The organism is Nocardia sp. NPDC005746 (assembly GCF_040630785.1).
Taxonomy (GTDB): Bacteria; Actinomycetota; Actinomycetes; order Mycobacteriales; family Mycobacteriaceae; genus Nocardia.
Window position 1 is genome coordinate 257,818 of sequence record NZ_JBEXYE010000005.1, and the last position, 18,384, is coordinate 276,201.

Annotated in this window: 19 protein-coding genes; 7 read left to right on the plus strand and 12 right to left on the minus strand. The window is 70.5% G+C overall.

Annotated features, from left to right (window positions below; genetic code table 11):
• Positions 1-80 precede the first annotated feature (80 nt).
• Positions 81-1,670 carry a circularly permuted type 2 ATP-grasp protein gene (locus tag ABZ412_RS12190; RefSeq protein WP_357279563.1) on the minus strand — a complete coding sequence of 530 codons (1,590 nt, stop codon included), beginning with the start codon at positions 1,668-1,670 and terminating at the stop codon, positions 81-83.
• Between the two features lie 208 nt (positions 1,671-1,878).
• Here ABZ412_RS12190 and rpsT point away from each other — a divergent pair, with 208 nt between their 5' ends.
• Both rpsT and ABZ412_RS12200 read left to right on the plus strand, forming a co-directional pair.
• The gene (gene rpsT, locus ABZ412_RS12195; RefSeq protein WP_357090009.1) at positions 1,879-2,142 is read left to right on the plus strand and encodes a 30S ribosomal protein S20; all 264 of its coding nucleotides are present in this window, start codon (positions 1,879-1,881) and stop codon (positions 2,140-2,142) included.
• Between the two features lie 333 nt (positions 2,143-2,475).
• Positions 2,476-3,225: a hypothetical protein gene (locus ABZ412_RS12200; RefSeq protein WP_357279566.1), complete on the plus strand. Its 750-nt coding sequence runs from the start codon at positions 2,476-2,478 to the stop codon at positions 3,223-3,225.
• A 24-nt stretch (positions 3,226-3,249) separates the two neighbouring features.
• Here ABZ412_RS12200 and holA read toward each other — a convergent pair whose 3' ends face one another.
• The 8 genes from holA to nadD all read right to left on the minus strand — a co-directional run bounded on the left by holA (position 3,250) and on the right by nadD (position 10,607).
• Positions 3,250-4,224 carry a DNA polymerase III subunit delta gene (gene holA, locus ABZ412_RS12205; protein ID WP_357279569.1) on the minus strand — a complete coding sequence of 325 codons (975 nt, stop codon included), beginning with the start codon at positions 4,222-4,224 and terminating at the stop codon, positions 3,250-3,252.
• Positions 4,221-5,765 carry a ComEC/Rec2 family competence protein gene (locus ABZ412_RS12210; protein ID WP_357279572.1) on the minus strand — a complete coding sequence of 515 codons (1,545 nt, stop codon included), beginning with the start codon at positions 5,763-5,765 and terminating at the stop codon, positions 4,221-4,223. The genes holA and ABZ412_RS12210 overlap by 4 nt, the downstream gene beginning before the upstream one ends.
• A gap of 214 nt (positions 5,766-5,979) precedes the next feature.
• A complete protein-coding gene (locus tag ABZ412_RS12215; RefSeq protein WP_357279574.1) occupies positions 5,980-7,059 on the minus strand; it encodes a helix-hairpin-helix domain-containing protein in 1,080 nt (359 codons plus the stop codon).
• Positions 7,060-7,235: 176 nt separating this feature from the next.
• Positions 7,236-8,078 (minus strand): DegV family protein, encoded by an 843-nt coding sequence (locus ABZ412_RS12220; protein ID WP_357279577.1) that lies wholly within the window; start codon positions 8,076-8,078, stop codon positions 7,236-7,238.
• Positions 8,075-8,875 (minus strand): diglucosylglycerate octanoyltransferase, encoded by an 801-nt coding sequence (gene octT, locus ABZ412_RS12225; protein WP_357279579.1) that lies wholly within the window; start codon positions 8,873-8,875, stop codon positions 8,075-8,077. The genes ABZ412_RS12220 and octT overlap by 4 nt, the downstream gene beginning before the upstream one ends.
• Positions 8,865-9,515, minus strand: a complete 651-nt coding sequence (locus tag ABZ412_RS12230) for a histidine phosphatase family protein (RefSeq protein WP_357279990.1) — start codon at positions 9,513-9,515, stop codon at positions 8,865-8,867. Before ABZ412_RS12230 ends, octT begins: the two co-directional genes overlap by 11 nt.
• Before the next feature lie 5 nt (positions 9,516-9,520).
• A complete protein-coding gene (rsfS, locus tag ABZ412_RS12235) occupies positions 9,521-9,949 on the minus strand; it encodes a ribosome silencing factor (protein ID WP_357279582.1) in 429 nt (142 codons plus the stop codon).
• Between the two features lie 25 nt (positions 9,950-9,974).
• Positions 9,975-10,607 carry a nicotinate-nucleotide adenylyltransferase gene (gene nadD, locus ABZ412_RS12240; RefSeq protein ID WP_357279584.1) on the minus strand — a complete coding sequence of 211 codons (633 nt, stop codon included), beginning with the start codon at positions 10,605-10,607 and terminating at the stop codon, positions 9,975-9,977.
• Positions 10,608-10,734: 127 nt separating this feature from the next.
• Here nadD and ABZ412_RS12245 point away from each other — a divergent pair, with 127 nt between their 5' ends.
• Positions 10,735-11,148: a secondary thiamine-phosphate synthase enzyme YjbQ gene (locus ABZ412_RS12245; protein ID WP_357279587.1), complete on the plus strand. Its 414-nt coding sequence runs from the start codon at positions 10,735-10,737 to the stop codon at positions 11,146-11,148.
• A 4-nt stretch (positions 11,149-11,152) separates the two neighbouring features.
• Here the strand turns inward: ABZ412_RS12245 and ABZ412_RS12250 are convergent, their stop codons facing one another.
• The 3 genes from ABZ412_RS12250 to ABZ412_RS12260 all read right to left on the minus strand — a co-directional run bounded on the left by ABZ412_RS12250 (position 11,153) and on the right by ABZ412_RS12260 (position 14,889).
• A complete protein-coding gene (locus ABZ412_RS12250) occupies positions 11,153-12,607 on the minus strand; it encodes a VWA domain-containing protein (RefSeq protein ID WP_357279993.1) in 1,455 nt (484 codons plus the stop codon).
• 55 nt (positions 12,608-12,662) lie between these two features.
• Positions 12,663-13,547 (minus strand): MoxR family ATPase, encoded by an 885-nt coding sequence (locus tag ABZ412_RS12255; RefSeq protein ID WP_357279589.1) that lies wholly within the window; start codon positions 13,545-13,547, stop codon positions 12,663-12,665.
• A gap of 73 nt (positions 13,548-13,620) precedes the next feature.
• Complete coding sequence (locus tag ABZ412_RS12260) at positions 13,621-14,889, minus strand: glutamate-5-semialdehyde dehydrogenase (protein WP_357279591.1); 1,269 nt, start codon at positions 14,887-14,889, stop codon at positions 13,621-13,623.
• A gap of 60 nt (positions 14,890-14,949) precedes the next feature.
• On the opposite strand from ABZ412_RS12260, the gene ABZ412_RS12265 reads away from it, so the two are divergent.
• Genes ABZ412_RS12265 through ABZ412_RS12280 form a run of 4 tightly spaced genes read left to right on the plus strand, consistent with a single transcriptional unit; the run spans position 14,950 to position 18,271 of the window.
• Positions 14,950-16,470 carry an MFS transporter gene (locus ABZ412_RS12265; protein ID WP_357279593.1) on the plus strand — a complete coding sequence of 507 codons (1,521 nt, stop codon included), beginning with the start codon at positions 14,950-14,952 and terminating at the stop codon, positions 16,468-16,470.
• Positions 16,467-16,805: a GNAT family N-acetyltransferase gene (locus ABZ412_RS12270; RefSeq protein WP_357279595.1), complete on the plus strand. Its 339-nt coding sequence runs from the start codon at positions 16,467-16,469 to the stop codon at positions 16,803-16,805. The genes ABZ412_RS12265 and ABZ412_RS12270 overlap by 4 nt, the downstream gene beginning before the upstream one ends.
• A gap of 24 nt (positions 16,806-16,829) precedes the next feature.
• Positions 16,830-17,699: a ribokinase gene (locus ABZ412_RS12275; RefSeq protein WP_357279597.1), complete on the plus strand. Its 870-nt coding sequence runs from the start codon at positions 16,830-16,832 to the stop codon at positions 17,697-17,699.
• 41 nt (positions 17,700-17,740) lie between these two features.
• Positions 17,741-18,271, plus strand: a complete 531-nt coding sequence (locus ABZ412_RS12280; RefSeq protein ID WP_357279600.1) for a PadR family transcriptional regulator — start codon at positions 17,741-17,743, stop codon at positions 18,269-18,271.
• Positions 18,272-18,384: the final 113 nt, after the last annotated feature.

Below are 18,384 nucleotides of genomic sequence, written 5' to 3' on the forward strand. Positions count from 1 at the left end.
CTTCGCTCCCCCGCTCCACTCGGTCCAGAACGAGACGGGTCGCGAACTATGAGCTCAGCCTCAACGAATTCTGTTGTTGTTCACTGCTGTTGTTGCTTGGCCCGCAGCACCGAGGGCTCTCTGGATTGGTCTCTTTCGGGGGCCAGGTGTAATTCGCCGACCAGCTGCGAGCCCGCCAATTCCCGTTGCGCCACAGAAGTTCTCGGGGACAGCACCCAGGTGTCCTTGCTACCGCCCCCTTGACTGGAATTCACCACCAGCGAGTTCGCGGGCAGCGCCACCCGGGTCAGCCCGCCCGGCAGCACCCAGATGTCGTCGCCGTCGTTGACCGCGAACGGGCGCAGGTCCACGTGCCGGGGCGCGAGGCGGCCGTCGATCTTGCTGGGCACGGTGGACAGCTGCACCACCGGCTGGGCGATCCAGCCGCGCGGATTCGCCCGCACCTTGCGCCGGGTCGCCTCCAGCTCACGCGGGCCGGCCGCCGGGCCGATCACGATGCCGTACCCGCCGGAGCCCTCCACCGGCTTGATCACCAGTTCCGCCACCCGGTCGAGCACCTCGTCGCGTTCGGCCGGTTCCCAGCAGCGGTAGGAGTCCACGTTCGGCAGGATCGGTTTCTCGCCCAGGTAGTACTCGATGAAGGCGGGCACGTAGGTGTAGACCAGCTTGTCGTCGCCGACGCCGTTGCCGACCGCGTTGGCCAGCACCACGGTGCCCGCGCGGGCCGCGTTCAGGATGCCCGCCACGCCGAGCATGGAATCGGGCCGGAACTGCATGGGATCGAGGGAGGTGTCGTCGATGCGGCGGTAGATGACGTCCACCTGCCGCTCCCCCGCGGTCGTCCGCATATAGACGACATTGTCGCGGCAGAACAGGTCCCGGCCCTCGACCAGTTCCACGCCCATCTGCCGGGCCAGCAGCGAATGCTCGAAGTAGGCGGAGTTGTAGACGCCCGGGGTCAGCACCACCACGGTCGGGTCGGCCTCGTTGGGGGCGGCCGCGGCCCGCAGCGCCCGCAGCAGGTGGGCCGGGTAGTCGCCGACCGCGCGCACCCGGTGCGAGGCGAACAGGTCCGGGAACACCCGGGCCATGGTGCGGCGGTTCTCCATCACATAGGAGACGCCCGACGGGGAGCGCAGATTGTCTTCCAGCACGCGGAAATCGCCGTGCTCGTCGCGCACCAGGTCGATTCCGGCCACGTGGATGCGGACGCCGTTGGGCGGCACCAGGCCCGCGGCCTCGCGATGGAAGTGGGCGCAGGAGGTGACCAGGCGCTTGGGGATGACGCCGTCGCGGAGGATGGTCTGCTCGCCGTAGACGTCGGCGAGGAAGGCTTCCAGGGCGCGCACCCGCTGCTTGATGCCGCGCTCGAGTTTGGTCCACTCGGTGGCGGCGATCACCCGGGGCACCAGGTCGAGCGGAAAGGGCCGCTCCTGGCCCGAGAGCGAGAAGGTGATGCCCTGATCGACGAAGGCCCGGTCCAGCGCCTCGGCGCGGGCGGCCAGGTCCTCGGCGTCGATGGCGGCCAGGGCATTGAATATGCCCCGGTAGGGGGCGCGCGGGCGGCCCGCGGAATCGAACATCTCGTCGTAGGCGCGGTGATAGCGTCCGGGCTGATAGCCAGCGAATACCCCAGCGGGAGTGAGTGTGGCGGGAGTGCGCGCGGCCATGCAAAAATGGTCCATCACGCAGGGGCAACGCGCAGTTGGACGGGGATAAATTTCTGGTTTCGGCCATGTGGCGGACCGGGCCGATTTCGTGCCTCGACACCTTGCCTGGTAGCCTCGACGGTCGGTGCTGCGACTACCCATCTCGTAGTGCGCACGAAGACTTTGCATCCCGCATACACACCAAACGAAGGAACACGAGGGAACCGGCGTGGCCAACATCAAGTCCCAGATGAAGCGGATCCGCACCAACGAGCTTGCGCGCCAGCGTAACCAGTCGGTGAAGTCCGCGCTGCGCACCTCGATCCGCAAGTTCCGCGAGGCCGCTGCCGCGGGCGAGAAGGACAAGGCGCTCGAGCTGATGCAGTCGGCGAGCAAGAGCCTGGACAAGGCCGCCTCGAAGGGCGTCATCCACGCCAACCAGGCCGCCAACAAGAAGTCGGCGATCTCGCTGGCCTTCAACAAGCTCGGCTGATCCGACTCCGGTAGCACTTACCGGATCAATGCTCAGAACAGCCGCCGTGGCCACGACGACCACGGCGGTTTTTGCTGTACCACCTCCCCGGGACTTCCCGCGCACGGCTCATTGCCGTTGACCGCCATGCATGCGGACCGGCGGTTGATAGCCGAAACAATTTTGGGCGTACCCGGCGAGTTACCCCCATCGGCGCGAGATCAGTTGTGACGCCTGTAACGGGAACCGTTGTGTTGTCGACTCTGTCGGAGAGACTTGCTGACTTCGGCGGCACGCAGCAGGATGGCTGCGACACCGTCGGGGTGACATCGACACCTGTACTGGAGAGTTCTCTTGGCATCGCTGCGTGACAACCGTTCCTTCTGGACCCGCGGCTCGCTGGCCGCCGGCGTGGCCGCGGTCGCGCTGACCACCGGAATGGGTGTCGCGACCGCGCGGCCCATCGGCCCGTTCGAGGTGGGCGGGGCCATCGAGGCCGAATACGACCGGGCGGGCGGGCCGGAGTTCTTCGGCGACCCGACCACCCCGGAGACCGACGCGGCCGGCGGCGGCAAGAAGCAGGAATTCGTCAACAACGCCTCCATCTACTGGACCCCGGCCACCGACGCGCACGCCATCGGCGGCGCCATCCGCGACAAGTGGCGCGGCACCGGCGCGGAGTCGGGCTCGCTGAAGTACCCCGTCACCGACGAGGGCCAGACCGGTAAGCCCGGTCGCTTCCAGCACTTCCAGGGCGGGTCCATCTACTGGTCGATCGGTTCGGGCACCCACGTGCTCAGCGGCGTGATCCGCGACAAGTTCGCCTCCGTCGGCTGGGAGAACAGCCCGCTCGGCTTCCCCATCGCCGACGAGAACAAGACCAACAGCTCCTCGACCCACATCCAACTGTTCGAGGGCGGCGCGATCTACTCCACCCAGAAGACGGGCACCCACATCGTGTGGGGCGCGATCCGCGACACCTGGGTGCGCAATGGCGCCGAGAACGGCCGCTACGGCTTCCCGAGCGGCGACGAGTACGACTACGAGGGCGGCAAGGCCCAGGACTTCCAGGGCGGCAAGATCATCTGGAAGCCGGAGGCCTAGTCCCCCAGCCGGAGGCCCGGTCCCCTAGGAGGCGCTCTCGCGCAGATCCAGAATCCGCGAGAGCGCGTGCTCCAGCGCGTAATCCGCGTCGGCGGCCTGACCCTTCACGTCGGCGTTGAGCCCGGCCACCACCTGCAGGGCCGCGCCGATGGTCGCGCCGGTCCAGCCGCGCGCCTGCCCCTGGGCCTTCTTCACCTTCCACGGCGGCATGCCCAGGTCGCCCGCCATCTTGAACGGGTCCCCGCGCCCGGCCGAGCCGACGCGCGCGATGGTGTGCACCGAATCCGCGAGGGCGTCGGCGAGCAGCACCGCGGGCACGCCCCGGTCGATGGCCCAGCGCAGCGCCTCCATGGCCGCGGGGCGGTCCCCCGACACGGCCAGGTCCGCGACCTCGAATCCGGTCACCTCGGCCTTGCCGGAGTAGTACTGCCGCACCGCCGCGATGTCCACCTTGCCGCCGGTGTCGGCCGCCAACTGTGAACTGGCGGCGGCCAGTTCCCGCAGATCCGAGCCGACCGCCTCGAGCAGGGCCTGCACGACGTCCGCGGACACCTTCACATTGGCGGCCCGGAACTCGTTGCGCACGAACTCGACCCGCTCCCCCGCCTTGGTCAGCTTCGCGCAGTTGTGCACGACCGCGCCCATCTTCTGCAGGGCCGGTGCGAGCGCCTTGGCCCGCCCGCCGCCGCTGTGCAGCACGACCAGCACCACGCCCTCCGGCGGTGACGACGCGGCGTCCTGGATGACCGCGACCGCGTCCTTGCCGGCCTCGGCCGCCGACTCCAGCACGATCACCCGGTCCTCGGCGAACAGCGAGGGGCTCAGCAGCTCCGCCAATTCCGGGGTACTGGCGTCGCCCGCCCGCCGCCGATCCACCGGCAGCGCCGAAGGATCCGCGGTGGTGGCCCGAGCCTGTGCGGTGATCGCCGCCACCGCCCGTTCGATCAGCAGTTCCTCTTCACCGAGCACGAGATGCAGGGGCGCGGGTCGCTGGTTCACGCAACGATCCTACGAGTCCGCCCCGACAACCCCGCGAGCACCAGCCCGCACACCACCGCCGCGACCAGACCCGACCGCAATCCGGTGGGCACGGTGACCGACGCGCCCAGCGCCGCGGCGCGGTCGGACACGGTCAGCAGCCACCACAGCGGCGGAGCGGTGCAGTGGATGACCACGGCAGCGGGCAGCGCCCAGACCACCGCGAACACCGCACCCAGCGCCCCCAGGATGGTGATGGGCGCGATCACCGGCTCCACCAGCATGTTCACCGCGATGGCCACCAGGCTGAGGTGGCCGGTCATGGCGATCACCAGCGGGGTGGTCACCACGAAGGCGGCGGCGGCCACCGCGAACGAATCCGCCGGAATCCGCCACCAGCCGTGCGCCCGAAGCCATTCCGACCAGCCCGGCGCGATCACGATCAGCCCCGCGGTGGCCAGCACCGACAATGCGAACCCGGCATCCACCGCCAACCCCGGCGACCATGCCAGCAGCCCGATCACCGCGGCGCACAGCGCGGGTAGTGCCTGCTTCCTGCGCCCGGTGCACACCGCGAGCAGCGCGATGGCTCCCATGACCGCGGCCCGCAGCACACTCGGCGACGGCCGGGCCAGGATCACGAACATGACCAGCGCGGCGCCCGCCGCCACCGCCCCCACCCGCGGATCCACCGTGAGCGCGCGCATCGAAACCAGCACCGCCGCAAGCAGAATCGTCACATTGGCGCCACTGACGGCTAACAGGTGGGCCAGATCCACCTCGCGGAAGTTCTCCTGCACGTGCTCGGTCAGACTCGAGGTGTCACCGATCACCAGACCCGGCAGCAGCCCCGCCGCGTCATCCGAGAGTGCTCGATGAGCGGAACCGCTGAAGGCATCGCGCACCTGTCCGGCGGCCCGCTGCCACCACGGCGCCGTACTCGCCGCGACCGGAGCCCCGTCGGCCCGCAGCACGGCCACCGTCAGATCGGCCCGCCACGGACGCCCCACGCGCGCACCGAACTCCACCCGCTGCCCCGGCATCAGCGTCCGCCACCCGCCCGCCGGAGCCAGCACGGTGACGGCACCACCGGCTCGCACGATCCGTCCGCCCACCCGATACTCGACCAATTCGCCGCGAACCATCACTTTCGGACCACCGAACGTCTTGCCCGACAACCGCTTCGGATCCTCCCCCAGCTCCACCACCGCCAAGACCCGCTGCCCGGCCCGCACCCCGCCCAGCGGATGGTCCTGCACCCGATGCGCGTGCCACGCCCCCGCCAGCCCGAATCCCGCCCCGATCAGCAAGGCCCCCAACACGACCCAGGCCGCCCCACCGACCCGGCCCGCCCGAGCGCGTCGAACAGCCAGGGCGCACACCCCCAGCCCGGCCATCACGCATCCGGCGGCGATCCCGATGCCCGCCTGCCACCCCGCCACCACGGCGACAACCGTTGCGCCCCAACCGCAAACCGCCGCGGGCACCAGCCGGGCATCCAGCACCTCCGGCACCGCGTCCGGCTCCCGATCCACCGATCCGGCGCGAGGCTCCCCCGTCATCGCCGCCACTCCGATTCCCGCTGGCGGATACCGCTCGAGGCCAGGATTGCCGGCAGCCCGGGCGCGGTGATCGCGCTCATCCACCGGGGCACATCGCGCAACCCGCCGGAGGGCGAGAATTCCGTGCGCATCGGAGTCGAATCCGGCGCACATCCGCTCGGTCGCGGGCGGACCGTTCGCTTCCACCGGGGCGCCGCAGCGGGTTCGGCGGTTGTCATACCGTCACCCGGTCGCGGAGGCGGTTGAGGCGGGAGTGGCCGATGCCGTCTATTTCGGCGAGTTGGTCGACGGAGGTGAAGCGGCCGTGGCGGGCGCGCCAGGTGAGGATGGCTTTGGCGGTGACCGGGCCGACGCCTGGGAGGGTGTCGAGTTCGGGTTCGGTGGCGGTGTTGAGGTTGACCTTGGCGGCGGGGGCGGTGGAGCGGGGCGGGCCGGGGGCGGAAGGCGAACCGGACTGGGGGCCCGCGGAATTCACGATGGTGCTGACGGCTCGGGCGGCGGTCGGGCGGGGCGCGGCGCGGGCGATGACGATCTGGTCGCCGTCGATGAGGGGCTGGGCGAGGTTGAGGGTGGACAGGTCGGCCTCGGGGCGCGGGGTGGCGGCACGCAGAGCATCGGCGACGCGGGCTCCCGTGGGGAAGCGGCGGAGACCGCCGTGCTCGACCAGGCCGATGACGCTGACCACCAGTTCGGCCGGTCCCGCGATGCCACCCGGATTCGCGGTGGGAACGACCGGGTTTCGATCCGCCTGCGGGCCGGTGGACGGCCGCGCCTCGGCGGGTACCGGCGCGCCGGCACCGGGCAGGGGACGCGCCGGCCCGGCAGCTCCGGGCGCGGCGGCTCCAGGCCGTGGGGATGCCGAGGCGTCGGCGCCGGGCGCTGCCGGGTCGGTGGGCGGCGAGTCCTGGTCGGCGGGAGCTGGTCCACTGAGGGAGGCGATGGGTGGGACCGGCTGGGAGACAGGGGTTTCACGCAGGCTGATGTAGGCGGCGAAGAGGACCGCGAACAGCGCCAGGGCGGCGAGGACGAGGACGCCGCGCGGGCCGGGGTCCCAGCGGGTACCGCGGAAGCGTTCGGGGACCAGGCGTTCGTGCCAGAGGGAGACGGGCCCGCACGGCTCGGAGAGCCAGGCGGGAGGGGCGGCGTCGGGGTCTCGAAGGTCGTCGAGCGAGTCCTCGTCCCAGCGGGAGGGATGGGGGCGTCCGGGGGTGAATTCCGTGGGGCTCGGATGGGGTTCGCCGTCCGGGCGGTCGGTGAGGCGCTGGAGTGGAGTGCGTTCGTCGAGTTGCGGCATGGGGCTCACGGTAGGAGCCGGGGCCGGGCGAGCTGGGACCGCGAACTGGGGTTTTCGCCGGGCTGTGGATACAGAAACTCGTTGTGGACAAGCAGATTTCCAGCACCGGCCGGGTCATCCCACCCCGGCTGGTGACACTGGCCGACCGGCAGTCCCCGCGGTGAGCGGGGACCCTGTCAGCCGCAGCCGCCCGGGACGACCAGCGCGCCGACGGCTCCCACACCCAGGTGGACGCCGAGGGTCGGTCCGAACTCGGTGATGATCACCTCGCGGATGCCGGGGATGAGGGATTGGAGTTGAGTCGCGATGGTGGAGGCGGCCTCCTCCGCCCCGAGGTGCTGGACGGCGACCGCCGCGCCGTCCTCACCGGCCGCGTCGACTGCGGCGGCGACGAGTTTGGTGAACGCCTTCGACCGGGTCCGGGCCTTCTCGCGCAGTTCCAGGCGGCCGTCGACGATCTGCAGGATCGGTTTGGTCACCAGTTCGGAGCCGAAGAAGGCGGCGGCGGAGCTCAATCGGCCGCCGCGGCGCAACTGCTCGGTCCGGTTGACCACGATGAACGCCCGTCCACGGCTGGCGGCGGCGACCGCCGAGTCGTAGACCACGTCGAGAGGTTCGCCCGAGCGGGCGCGGCGGGCGGCCGCGAGCACGGGCAGCCCGGTGCCGAGCCCGGCGCTGAGCGAATCCACCAGCCGGATGCGGTGGGCGGCGTCCATATCGCGCACCGCCTGCCGCCCGGCCTCCCAGGTGCCCGACAGCTGCCGCGAGATGTGCACGGCCACCACGCCGTCGCCGTCGCTGAGTTCCAGCGCGCGCTCGTAGACCGCGCGCAGCTCACCCGGCGCGGCGGCGGAGGTGGTGACCTGCGAGGACCCGTAGTCGATATCGCACTCGTCGACGCCCTCGCGCATCTCGCGGTCGTCGACCAGCACATGCAAAGGCACCGCCAGCACCCCCAGGTCGGCGGCGAGTTCAGCCGGGAGACTGGCCGAGGAGTCGGTCACCACCACCACGGTCATGCAGTGTGTACCTCGTCGGTCGTCACCTCGGTCAGCACCTTGACCATGGCCCGCGCGACCGCGGTGTGGCCTTCCCAGCCCCAGTGGATGCCGTCGGGGTTGGCCGGGCCGTTGAACACGTTGTCGCGCACGGCTTCTCCGAGGTCCACCAGTGGCACGTGGTGTTCGGCGGCCCAGGCGGTCACGGCCCGCACCATGGGTTCGCGGCCGGTGTGCACCTCGGCGTAGGCCTCGCACTTGTGCACCGACGGCAGCACCGCCACGAACGGCAGCTCGGGCCGCAACTGCGCCAGCGAGTTCCGCGACTGCTCCAGGTAGTCCACGCTGACCTTGGGCGGCAGCGCCACCGGCCAGCCCAGCGGGGACAGCCGCGGCTGCAGCCAGTTGTAGGCCTCGCGCACCCGGCGGCGCAGGGCCGCCGGACGCGTATAGCGGATGAGTTCGCGCAGCGCGGTGGGCAGCGGCGAGGGCAGCGAATCCATACCGCCGGTGGCGAATACGACCGCTCCGGCGTTCGGCACGACGGCCCACACGCGCGGATCACCGATCAGCGCCCAATAGGCGTCCCGGCAGGTCCACCCGATGCGCGCGACCAGCTCGACGTCCCAGTCGAGTTCGGCGGCGACGAGATTGGGCCAGATGCGCGGATGGTCCGCGGGCAGACCGCCTTTGGGGCCGAAGTAGGACAGCGAGTCCGCGACCACGACCAGCACCTTGCGCTGCGGCGCGGTCTCGATCACCGAATCGTCGGCTGCCGCTTCGCTGTTCGGCCGGTCGGCACCGTTGTCAGAGGCCATCGGGAGCCGCCTTGGCGACCGCGTTCCACACGTCCAGTCGCCAGCCGGGCCGGTCGATGCCGGGGCCGTGGCTGGTCAACTGCACCCAGCTGGTGTTGGCGAGGCCGCCCAGGGCGGGCCAGCTGGACTCGGGCAGGTCCAGCAGAGCCGCGGTGAGGGCCGCGATGAGCCCGCCGTGCGCGACCAGCATGATGCTGCGGCCGGGCCAGTCCTCGCGGGTGGCGAACAGTTCCTGCACCACGGGCAGCGAACGGGCGCCCACCTCGAGCTTCGATTCGCCGCCGGGCGGGGTGAAGCGGGCGTCGAGCCGCCACGCCTTGCGCGCGCCCGGGAATTGGGTGTCGACCTGGCGGTGGTCCATGCCCTCCCAGTCGCCGAGGTTGGTCTCGCGCAGGCGCGGGTCGGTGACGACCGGCATGGCGGCGCATTCGGCGACGGCCAGCGCGGTGTCGTGGGCGCGCTTGAGATCGGAGGAGACGATGGCGATCAGGTCGCTGGTCGCCATATCGGGGGCACAGTCCTTGGCCTGGCGCCGGCCGATGTCACTGAGTTCGGTATCGGTCTGGCCCTGCATGCGGTCGGTGGCATTCCATTCGGTCTGTCCGTGCCGCAGCAGAATCAACCGGCGGACGCCGGCCATCTTGCTCACTCGTCGTCCCCAGCCTTGTCTTCATCTGTCGTGGCGTCCCGGTCCGCTGCCGCGGTCCGCGGGTCGCCGATCCCCTCGACCGCCACCTGCGGGCAGTCCTTCCACAGTCGTTCCAGGCCGTAGAAGTCGCGCTCGTCCTCGTGCTGCACGTGCACCACGATCTCGACGTAGTCGAGCAGCGCCCAGCGGCCCTCACGAGTGCCCTCGCGGCGCACCGGCTTGTGTCCGGCGTCGCGCAGCTTGTCCTCGATATTGTCGACGATCGCGTTGACCTGGCGCTCGTTGGGCGCGGACGCGATGACGAAGCAGTCGGTGATGACCAGCTGCTCGGAGACATCCAGCACGACCACGTCGACGGCCAGCTTCTCGTCGGCGGCCAGTGCGGCCACCGTCGCCATCTTGACCGCTTCTGCCGATGCTGTCACCCTGCTACCTCTTCCCTGCGCACTTTCACAATGCACGCTCTTGCGACACGTACAGGTGCCGTTTCGATATGTATTGGACGACCCCGTCCGGGACGAGGTACCACACCGGCCGGCCCTCCCCCGCCCGTCGCCGGCATTCGCTCGACGAGATGGCCAGGGCCGGGATCTCGATCATCGTGACCGTGCCCTCCGGGAAGTCGCGGAGGTGTTCGGCGAGATGGTCGATATTCAATTCGTACCCCGGACGGGTCACGCCGACGAATTTCGCCAGCTCGAACAGTTCGGACCAATCCTGCCATGTGAGGATGCTGGCCAGCGCGTCCGCTCCGGTGATGAAGTACAGATCCGCGTCGGGGTGCTGTTCGGCCAGGTCGCGCAGGGTGTCGACGGTGTAGGTCTCCTTGCCGCGGTCCACGTCCACGCGGCTGACCGAGAAGCTCGGGTTGGAGGCGGTGGCGATGACCGTCATCAGATAGCGGTCCTCGGCCGGGCTGACCGGCCGGTCCCCCTTCTGCCAGGGCTGTCCGGTGGGGACGAAGATCACTTCGTCCAGGTCGAACCGGTTGGCGACCTCACTGGCCGCGACCAGGTGCCCGTGGTGGATGGGGTCGAAGGTGCCACCCATCACGCCCAGCTTGCGGCGGCCGTTCGTCTGCACGAACCGCGAGTTTACCGGGGGCTGAGCCGCCGCCCGCACAGCGGCGGCCCCGATCCGGACCGGCCGCCCCGAATCTCCCGGACGCGGCACCCGGATTCACCCCGGCCGCCGGAGGACGATGATGGTCATGCAGAGCACCCTCATCGAAGTGAAAACCGGCCGCAGCGAAGTCGTCCACGACCTCACATCGCAGTGCACGGCCTTCCTCCGCGACGTGACCGCGGGCGGCGACGGTCTGCTGCACGTCTTCGTGCCCCACGCGACCGCGGGCATCGCGCTGATCGAGCTCGGGGCGGGCAGCGACGGCGATCTACTCGCCGCCCTCCGCGACCTGCTCCCCGCCGACGACCGCTGGCGCCACGCGCACGGCTCCCCCGGCCACGGCCGCTCCCACGTGATGCCCGCCCTCATCGCCCCCTACGCGACCATCCCGGTGCTCCGCGGCGAACTGGCCCTGGGCACCTGGCAATCCATCGCGATGGTCGACCTCAACGTCGACAATCCGATCCGCCAGGTGCGCTTGTCCTTCCTGCCCGGCTGAGCTCCTAGACGGGGAGGAGGCGGCCGACCAGGGCGGTGAGCTGGCGGGCGGAGCGGCATTCGTGCATGTCGATGATGTCGGCGTAGCGGTTGGCGGCGGAATCGCCGGTGCCCCACATCTTCTCGGCCTCGGGGTTGAGCCAGTGGGCGTGTTTGGCGGTCTCGACGAGCCGGCGCAGGGTATCCAGGGCGGGGTCGCGGTAGTTGGTGCGGGCGTCACCGAGGATGAGCAGGGAGGTGCGGCTGGTGACGGCGTCGGGGAAGCGCTCGGCGAAACCCTCGAGGGCCGAGCCGTAGTCGGAGTGGCCCTCGATGCCGACGACCTCGGCCTCGGTGAAGATGCGGCGGGTCAGCTGATCGAGCGGGGTGGCGGCGTCGAACAGGCCGGTCACCTCGTCCACGCGGTCCACGAAGGCGAAGATGCGGACTCTCGAGAACTGTTCGCGCAGCGCGTTCACCAGCAGCATGGTGAAGCTGGAGAATCCGGCCACCGAGCCCGAGATGTCGCACAGCAGCACCAGATCCGGGCGGCCGGGGCGCGGCTTGCGGGTGACCAGATTGACCGGGACACCGCCGGTGGACATGGATTTGCGCATGGTCTTGCGCAGGTCGATCTCGCCGCGCCGGGAGCGGCGGCGGCGAGCCGCCAGGCGGGAGGCCAGGACTCGGGCCAGGCGCTGGCTGCCGCGACGCAGTTCGTCGAGTTCGTTCTGGGAGATGCGCAGGAAGTCGGCGTCCTCGGCCTGGCGGGCCACCCCGTAGGTGGCGACGCGTTCGCGGCCGATGCGTTCGGCGACGCGGCGACGGGTCTCGGCCTCCACGGTGCCACGGAAGTCCTTGATGCGCTGACGGGCCGCGCGGCGGGCGACCTCGGTGTCGAAGTCGGAGTTGTCCATGCCCTGGGCCAGGCCGGCGAGGATCTTGCTCACCAGCAGTTCGGGCTGGAGGTCCTTGAGGGTCTGATAGGCGGAGAAGGACGGCCCGCCCGCGGCCTGGTACTGGCCCATCTGGTCGACCATCTGCGCGGCCAGCGCCTGCAATTGCTGCGCCTGCTCGCCGGAGGGGTCCTGAACCAGCAACTCCGCCAGCATCTTCCGCAGTTCGAGGATGTCGACCGAGCCGTCGGGCTTGACCGGCAGCTCGATCTCCTCGGCCCCGATCCGTTCCCCGAGCGCGGCCGGGAACCACAGGTCGAACATGCCGTCGAAGGTGGCGCGCTGGGTGGTGCGGCGCAGCAGCGCGCACGCCAGACCCTCGCGCACGGCCTCGCGGTCCATCAGGTCCAGGACGGTGAGAACCTGTCCGGCGTCCACGGTCTCGGACGGCCCGACCGGTATTCCCCGGCGGCGCAACGCTTCCACGAAGCCGACCAGATGCCCCGGCAGGCCGTACTCGGCCGTCGGCCCAGGGACCGTGGTCACCGGTTTGGCGGGAGTGGCATTGCTGGTGAAGGCCCGCATGGCCGCCGACACCAGCCCGCGCGGCGTGTTCTCCCGGCCCGTGCCCGCCATGACGTCAGGCCAGCTTCAGTTCGGCCTGGGCGCGCACGTGGTCGGCCTGGTGCTTGAGCACCACGCCGAGGGTCGCGCGCACGGTCTTGTCGTCGAGGTCCTTGGCGCCCAGGGCGAGCAGGGTGCGCGCCCAGTCGATGGATTCCGCGACCGAGGGCAGCTTCTTGAGCTGCATGCCGCGCAGCACGTGCACGATCCGCACCAGCTGCGCCGCTATGGCGGGCTTCAGCTCCGGCACCCGGCTGGCCAGGATGCGGCGCTCGAGCTCCTCGTCGGGGAAGTCGATGTGCAGGTACAGGCAGCGCCGCTTGAGCGCCTCGGACAGCTCGCGGGTGGCGTTGGAGGTGAGCACCACGAACGGCTTGCGGCTCGCGGCGATGGTGCCCAGTTCCGGCACGGTGACGGTGAAGTCGCTGAGCACCTCGAGCAGCAGGCCCTCGATCTCGACGTCGGCCTTGTCGGTCTCGTCGATGAGCAGCACCGTCGGCTCGTCGCGGCGGATGGCGGTGAGCAGCGGGCGCTCCAGCAGGAATTCCTCGGTGAAGACATCGGCCTTGGTCTCGGCCCAGTCGTTCTCCGAGGACGCCTGGATGCGCAGGATCTGCTTGGCGTGGTTCCACTCGTAGAGCGCCCGCGCCTCGTCCACGCCCTCATAGCACTGCAACCGCACCAGTTCCGCGCCCGCGACCTGGGCGACGGCCTTGGACAGCTCGGTCTTGCCGACACCCGCGGGGCCCTCGATGAGCAGCGGCTTGCCGAGCCGGTCGGCGAGGAAAACCGAGGTGGCGGTGGCCTTGTCGGCCAGGTAGCCGGTGCCGGCCAGCCGTTCGATCACATCGTCGACCGACGAGAAGATCGGCTCCTGGGTGGGCGCGGTGGTCGGAGCCACGGGCGGTCCTCCTACTTTCGGGGGTCCGGGGGAAGGCCCGGACCCCAATTCCAACCGGCGAAGCCGGGTTTCGCTAGACGGGGCGAATCTGCCCGTCGCCCCACACGATCCACTTGGTGGAGGTCAGTTCGGGCAGGCCCATGGGGCCGCGGGCGTGCAGCTTCTGGGTCGAGATGCCGATCTCCGCGCCGAAGCCGAACTGCTCACCGTCGGTGAACGCGGTGGAAGCGTTGACCATGACGGCGGCGGCGTCCACGCGGGCGCTGAACTCGCGCGCGGCCTTCAGGTCGGCGGTCACGATGGCCTCGGTGTGGCCGGTGCCCCACTCGTTGATGTGGTCGACGGCGGCGTCGAGATCGTCGACGACCTTCAAAGCGATGTCCAGGGACAGGTATTCGTCGGCCCAGTCGGTGTCGGTGGCGGGCACCAGGCCCGGCAGGTCACCGTGGATGGTGACGCCCTTGTCCTCGAGCGCCCGGATCATGCGTGGCACCGCGACCTCGGCGATGGCCCGGTCGATGAGGACCGTCTCGGCGGTGTTGCACACCGAGGGCCGGCGGGTCTTGGCGTTGATCAGGATGGACTCGGCCATATCCAGATCCGCGTCCCTGTGGACGAAGACGTGGCAGTTGCCGGTGCCGGTCTCGATGGTCGGCACGAGCGCGTCGCGCACCACGGCGTTGATCAGGCCCGCGCCGCCGCGCGGGATCACCACGTCGACCAGTCCGCGGGCCTGGATCAGGTGGGTCACGCTGGAGCGGTCCTCGGACGGGAGCAGCTGCACGGCGTCGGCCGGAAGACCCTGCGCTGCAAGGGCTTCCCGTAGCACCTTCACCAGGGCGGCATTGGAGTTCGCGGCCGAGGAGGACCCGCGCAGCAGCGCGGCATTGCCCGACTTGAGCGCCAGCCCGAAGGCGTCGACCGTGACGTTCGGCCGCGCCTCGTAGACCATGCCGACCACGCCGAGCGGCACCCGTACCTGACGGATCTCGAGGCCGTTGGGCAGCGTCTTGCCGCGCACCACGTCGCCGATCGGGTCCGGCAGCGCGGCCACCTGCCGCAGCCCGGCCGCGATCCCGTCGACCCGGGCCTCGGTCAGCCGCAGCCGGTCCAGCTGGGATTCGGCGGTGCCGCCGGCCTTGGCGATCTCGATGTCCTCGGCATTGGCCGCGAGGACGGCGTCCGCGGCCGCGAGCAGCGCGTCGGCCGCGGCGTGCAGCGCGGCGTCCTTCTGCGCGGTGGTGAGCTGGGCGAGCGTCCGCGACGCCACCCGAGCCCGGCGCGCCGAGTCGTGCACCGCCTCGCGGACGGCGTCCCGGTCGGTGGTCGTGGGAGCAGTCATACCGACAGATTACTGACTGCGTTCCGCCGCCGGTCGCGGGCAGGTTGTTACCTTGGACCCATGACCGCGAGCATCCGGTTGTCCTCGGGCACCGGTCGATGGATTCTGCTGGCCACCGTCCTCGGTTCGGGGATGGCCATGCTGGACGCCACCGTCGTCAATGTGGCCCTGCCGCGGATCGGGGACGAGTTCGGCGCGTCGATGGCGGGCCTGCAGTGGACCGTCAACGCGTACACGCTGACCCTGGCCGGATTGATCCTGCTCGGCGGGTCGCTGGGCGACCGGTACGGGCGGCGGCGGGTGTTCCTGATCGGGGTGGTGTGGTTCGCCGTCGCCTCGGCGTTGTGCGGTGCGGCGCAGGATATTTCGATGCTGATCGCGGCGCGCGCGTTGCAGGGCGTCGGTGGCGCGCTGCTGACACCCGGATCGCTGGCCATCATCCAGGCCTCGTTCGCACCCGGGGAACGGGCGCGGGCGGTCGGGGCCTGGTCCGGGCTGGGCGGCGTGGCGGGGGCCATCGGGCCGTTCCTGGGCGGCTGGCTGGTCGAGGCGGCCGGATGGCGGTGGGTCTTCCTGCTCAATATTCCCTTGGCGGCCTTGGTGATCGCGGTGACCGTCAAGCACGTGCCCGAGACGCGGGATGCCGGCGCGCGCGGGCGGTTCGACGTCCTGGGCGCGGTCCTGGCCGCGCTGTGCCTGGCCGGGCTGACCTACGCGCTGACCATGGCTCCCGAACGCGATGCGAGCCGAATATTGGTGTGGGGCAGCGCGATCGCGGGGATCGCGGCCGGTGCGGCGTTCGTGATCGTGGAGCGGCGGCGCTCGCGCCCGGGCGAGGATCCCGCCGCCATGCTGCCGGTGACCATCTTCTCCTCCAAGCAGTTCACCGCGATCAATGTGGTCACCTTCGTCATGTACGGGGCCATGAGCGTGGTGTTCTTCCTGCTGGTGCTGACCTTGCAGGTGGTGTCCGGGTTCGATCCGATCGCCGCGGGCACCGCCATGCTGCCGGTCACCGTGCTGATGCTGTTGTTCTCGGCCCGTTCCGGCGCGCTCGCCCAGCGCATCGGCCCGCGCCTGCCCATCACCATCGGCGTTCTGCTGGCGGCGGCGGGCATGCTGCTCATGACCCGCGTCGGCCTGCACACCTCGTACCTGCGCGATGTCCTGCCCGCCGCACTGGTTTTCGGCCTCGGTCTGACCCTGGCGGTGGCGCCCCTGACCGCGACCGTGCTGGCCACGGCCGACGAACGGCACGCGGGCGTGGCCAGCGGCGTCAACAACGCGGTCGCCCGCGCGGCGGGTCTGCTAGGCGTCGCCGCCATCCCGCCGCTCGCGGGCCTCACCGGCGCGGCCTACACCAACCCGCCCGATTTCGCGCACGGCTTCCACCTGGCCATCGTGACCTGCGCCGTGCTCATGCTCGCGGCCGCCGCCCCGGCCTTCTTCACCGTCCGCGACGACGCCCTGCGTACCGCCCCGCCCGAGTGCGAGCCCGAATGCCGCACCTTCTCCGCCGTGGCGAGCCCACCCCTGGAACCCGATCACCACACCCCGACCATCGGAAGCGAGCGCGCATGACCACCACCGAACCGACCGTCACCCAGTCCACCGACACCGTCCCCCAGTTCTTCGGCATCAAGGTCGGCGAGACCCGCGCGGGCCTGACGGCCTACGTCGATCACGGTCGTCAGCGCATTTTCTTCCACACCGAGATCGACGACGCCTACAGCGGTCAGGGCCTGGCCTCGAAGCTGATCTCGGCCGCCCTCACCGCCACCCGCGCGGCGGGCCGCCGCATCGTCCCCATCTGCCCGTTCGTGAAGGCGTACGTGGACAAGCATCACGACTTCGACGACATCGTCGATCCGGTGACCCCGGAGGCGAAGGCCGTCGTCGAATCGGCTCTCGGCTGATCCGGCTGCACCAGGGTCCCGGCCATGGCGCGAATCGTGGTGGTGGGCAGCATCAATATGGATCTGGTGACGACCGTGGGCCGGCGGCCGGCGGCCGGGGAGACGGTGTCGGGCGACGGTTTCGCCCTGGTGCCGGGCGGGAAGGGATCGAATCAGGCGATCGCGGCGCGCCGGGCCGGCGCGGAGGTCGAGTTCGTCGGTGCGGTCGGGTCGGATGTGTTCGCGGACGCGCTGCGAAAGGTGTTGCGGGAGGACGGGGTCGGGGTCGCGCGGCTGCGGGAGGTGGACGGGCCGTGCGGGATCGCCACCATCGTGGTGGACGCGGGCGGCGAGAACACCATCATCGTGGTGGCGGGCGCCAACGGGCGGATGACGGAACTGAGCGCGGCGGATCTGGAGACGGTGGCGGGCGCGGATGTACTGCTGTGCCAGTTGGAGATTCCGGTCCCGACGGTGCTCGCGGCGGCCCGGCACGCGCGGGCCAACGGCACCGTCGTGCTGTTGAATCCCTCTCCGGTGCGGGACCTTCCGGACGACGTCTGGGCCGAGGTGGATATCGCCGTGGTCAATGAGGGCGAGGCCGCGCGCCTGGAGTCCGCGCTGCGCGACGTCCCGCACGTCGTCACCACGCTCGGCGGTGCGGGCGCGTCCTATCGCGGTCCCGGTGGACACGCGCTCGCCCACCCCGGTTTTCCGGTGCGCGTGGTGGACACCACCGGTGCGGGCGACACCTTCACCGGAGCGCTCGCCGCGCATTGGCACGAGGGCCCGGCGGCCGCGCTCGCCTGGGCCTGCGCGGCGGGGGCCCTGGCCACCACGAAATTGGGCGCCAGCGCCTCGGTTCCGGCGGCTGCCGAGGTCGAGGCGGTACTCGCGGCGGCCGGCGCTCGATAGCCGGATGTGATGATGGGCTGAGGTCGACGAAAGGGTGTGGCATGTCGCTGCGGCATGGGTTGCTGGGGTTGCTGGCGGAGGGCCCGGCCAGCGGGTACGACCTGGCCCAGCGGTTCCAGGAGGCGCTGGGCCCGGTGTGGCCCGCCCGGCATCCCAAGATCTACGCCGAACTGGGCAAGCTGGCCGAGGCCGGGATGATCGAGATCGACAGCGAGGGCGCGCGCGGTCGCAAGGCGTACCGGATCACCGAGTCGGGCCTGACCGAGGTGCGCCGCTGGCTGGTCGAGGAGGAGGTCGACCACACCCTGCGGGTGGAACCCCTGCTGCGGTCGTTCTTCTCCTGGCTGATGGATCCCGCCGATCTGGACGAGCATCTCGAGCGCGAGGCCAAGTTCTTCGGCGACACCGCGGCCATGTACCGGGAGCTCGCGCTGGCCAAGGACCGCGGCGATTTCGGCGACGACCCGCACGCCAAGTCCAAGCGGATCACGGTCGAGGCGGGCATCCGGCTCTACGAGGCGCTCGCCGAATGGGCGGAGTGGGCGCGCGACGAGATCGCCGAGGATCGGTAAGGCACGGCACCACACCGGAATTCGCATCGACAGGGGCACTTGCATCCATTGACATGTCCCTTGGGACATGTACCCTTGTTCATGTACCCGGGTATATGCGAATCAACCGCGAC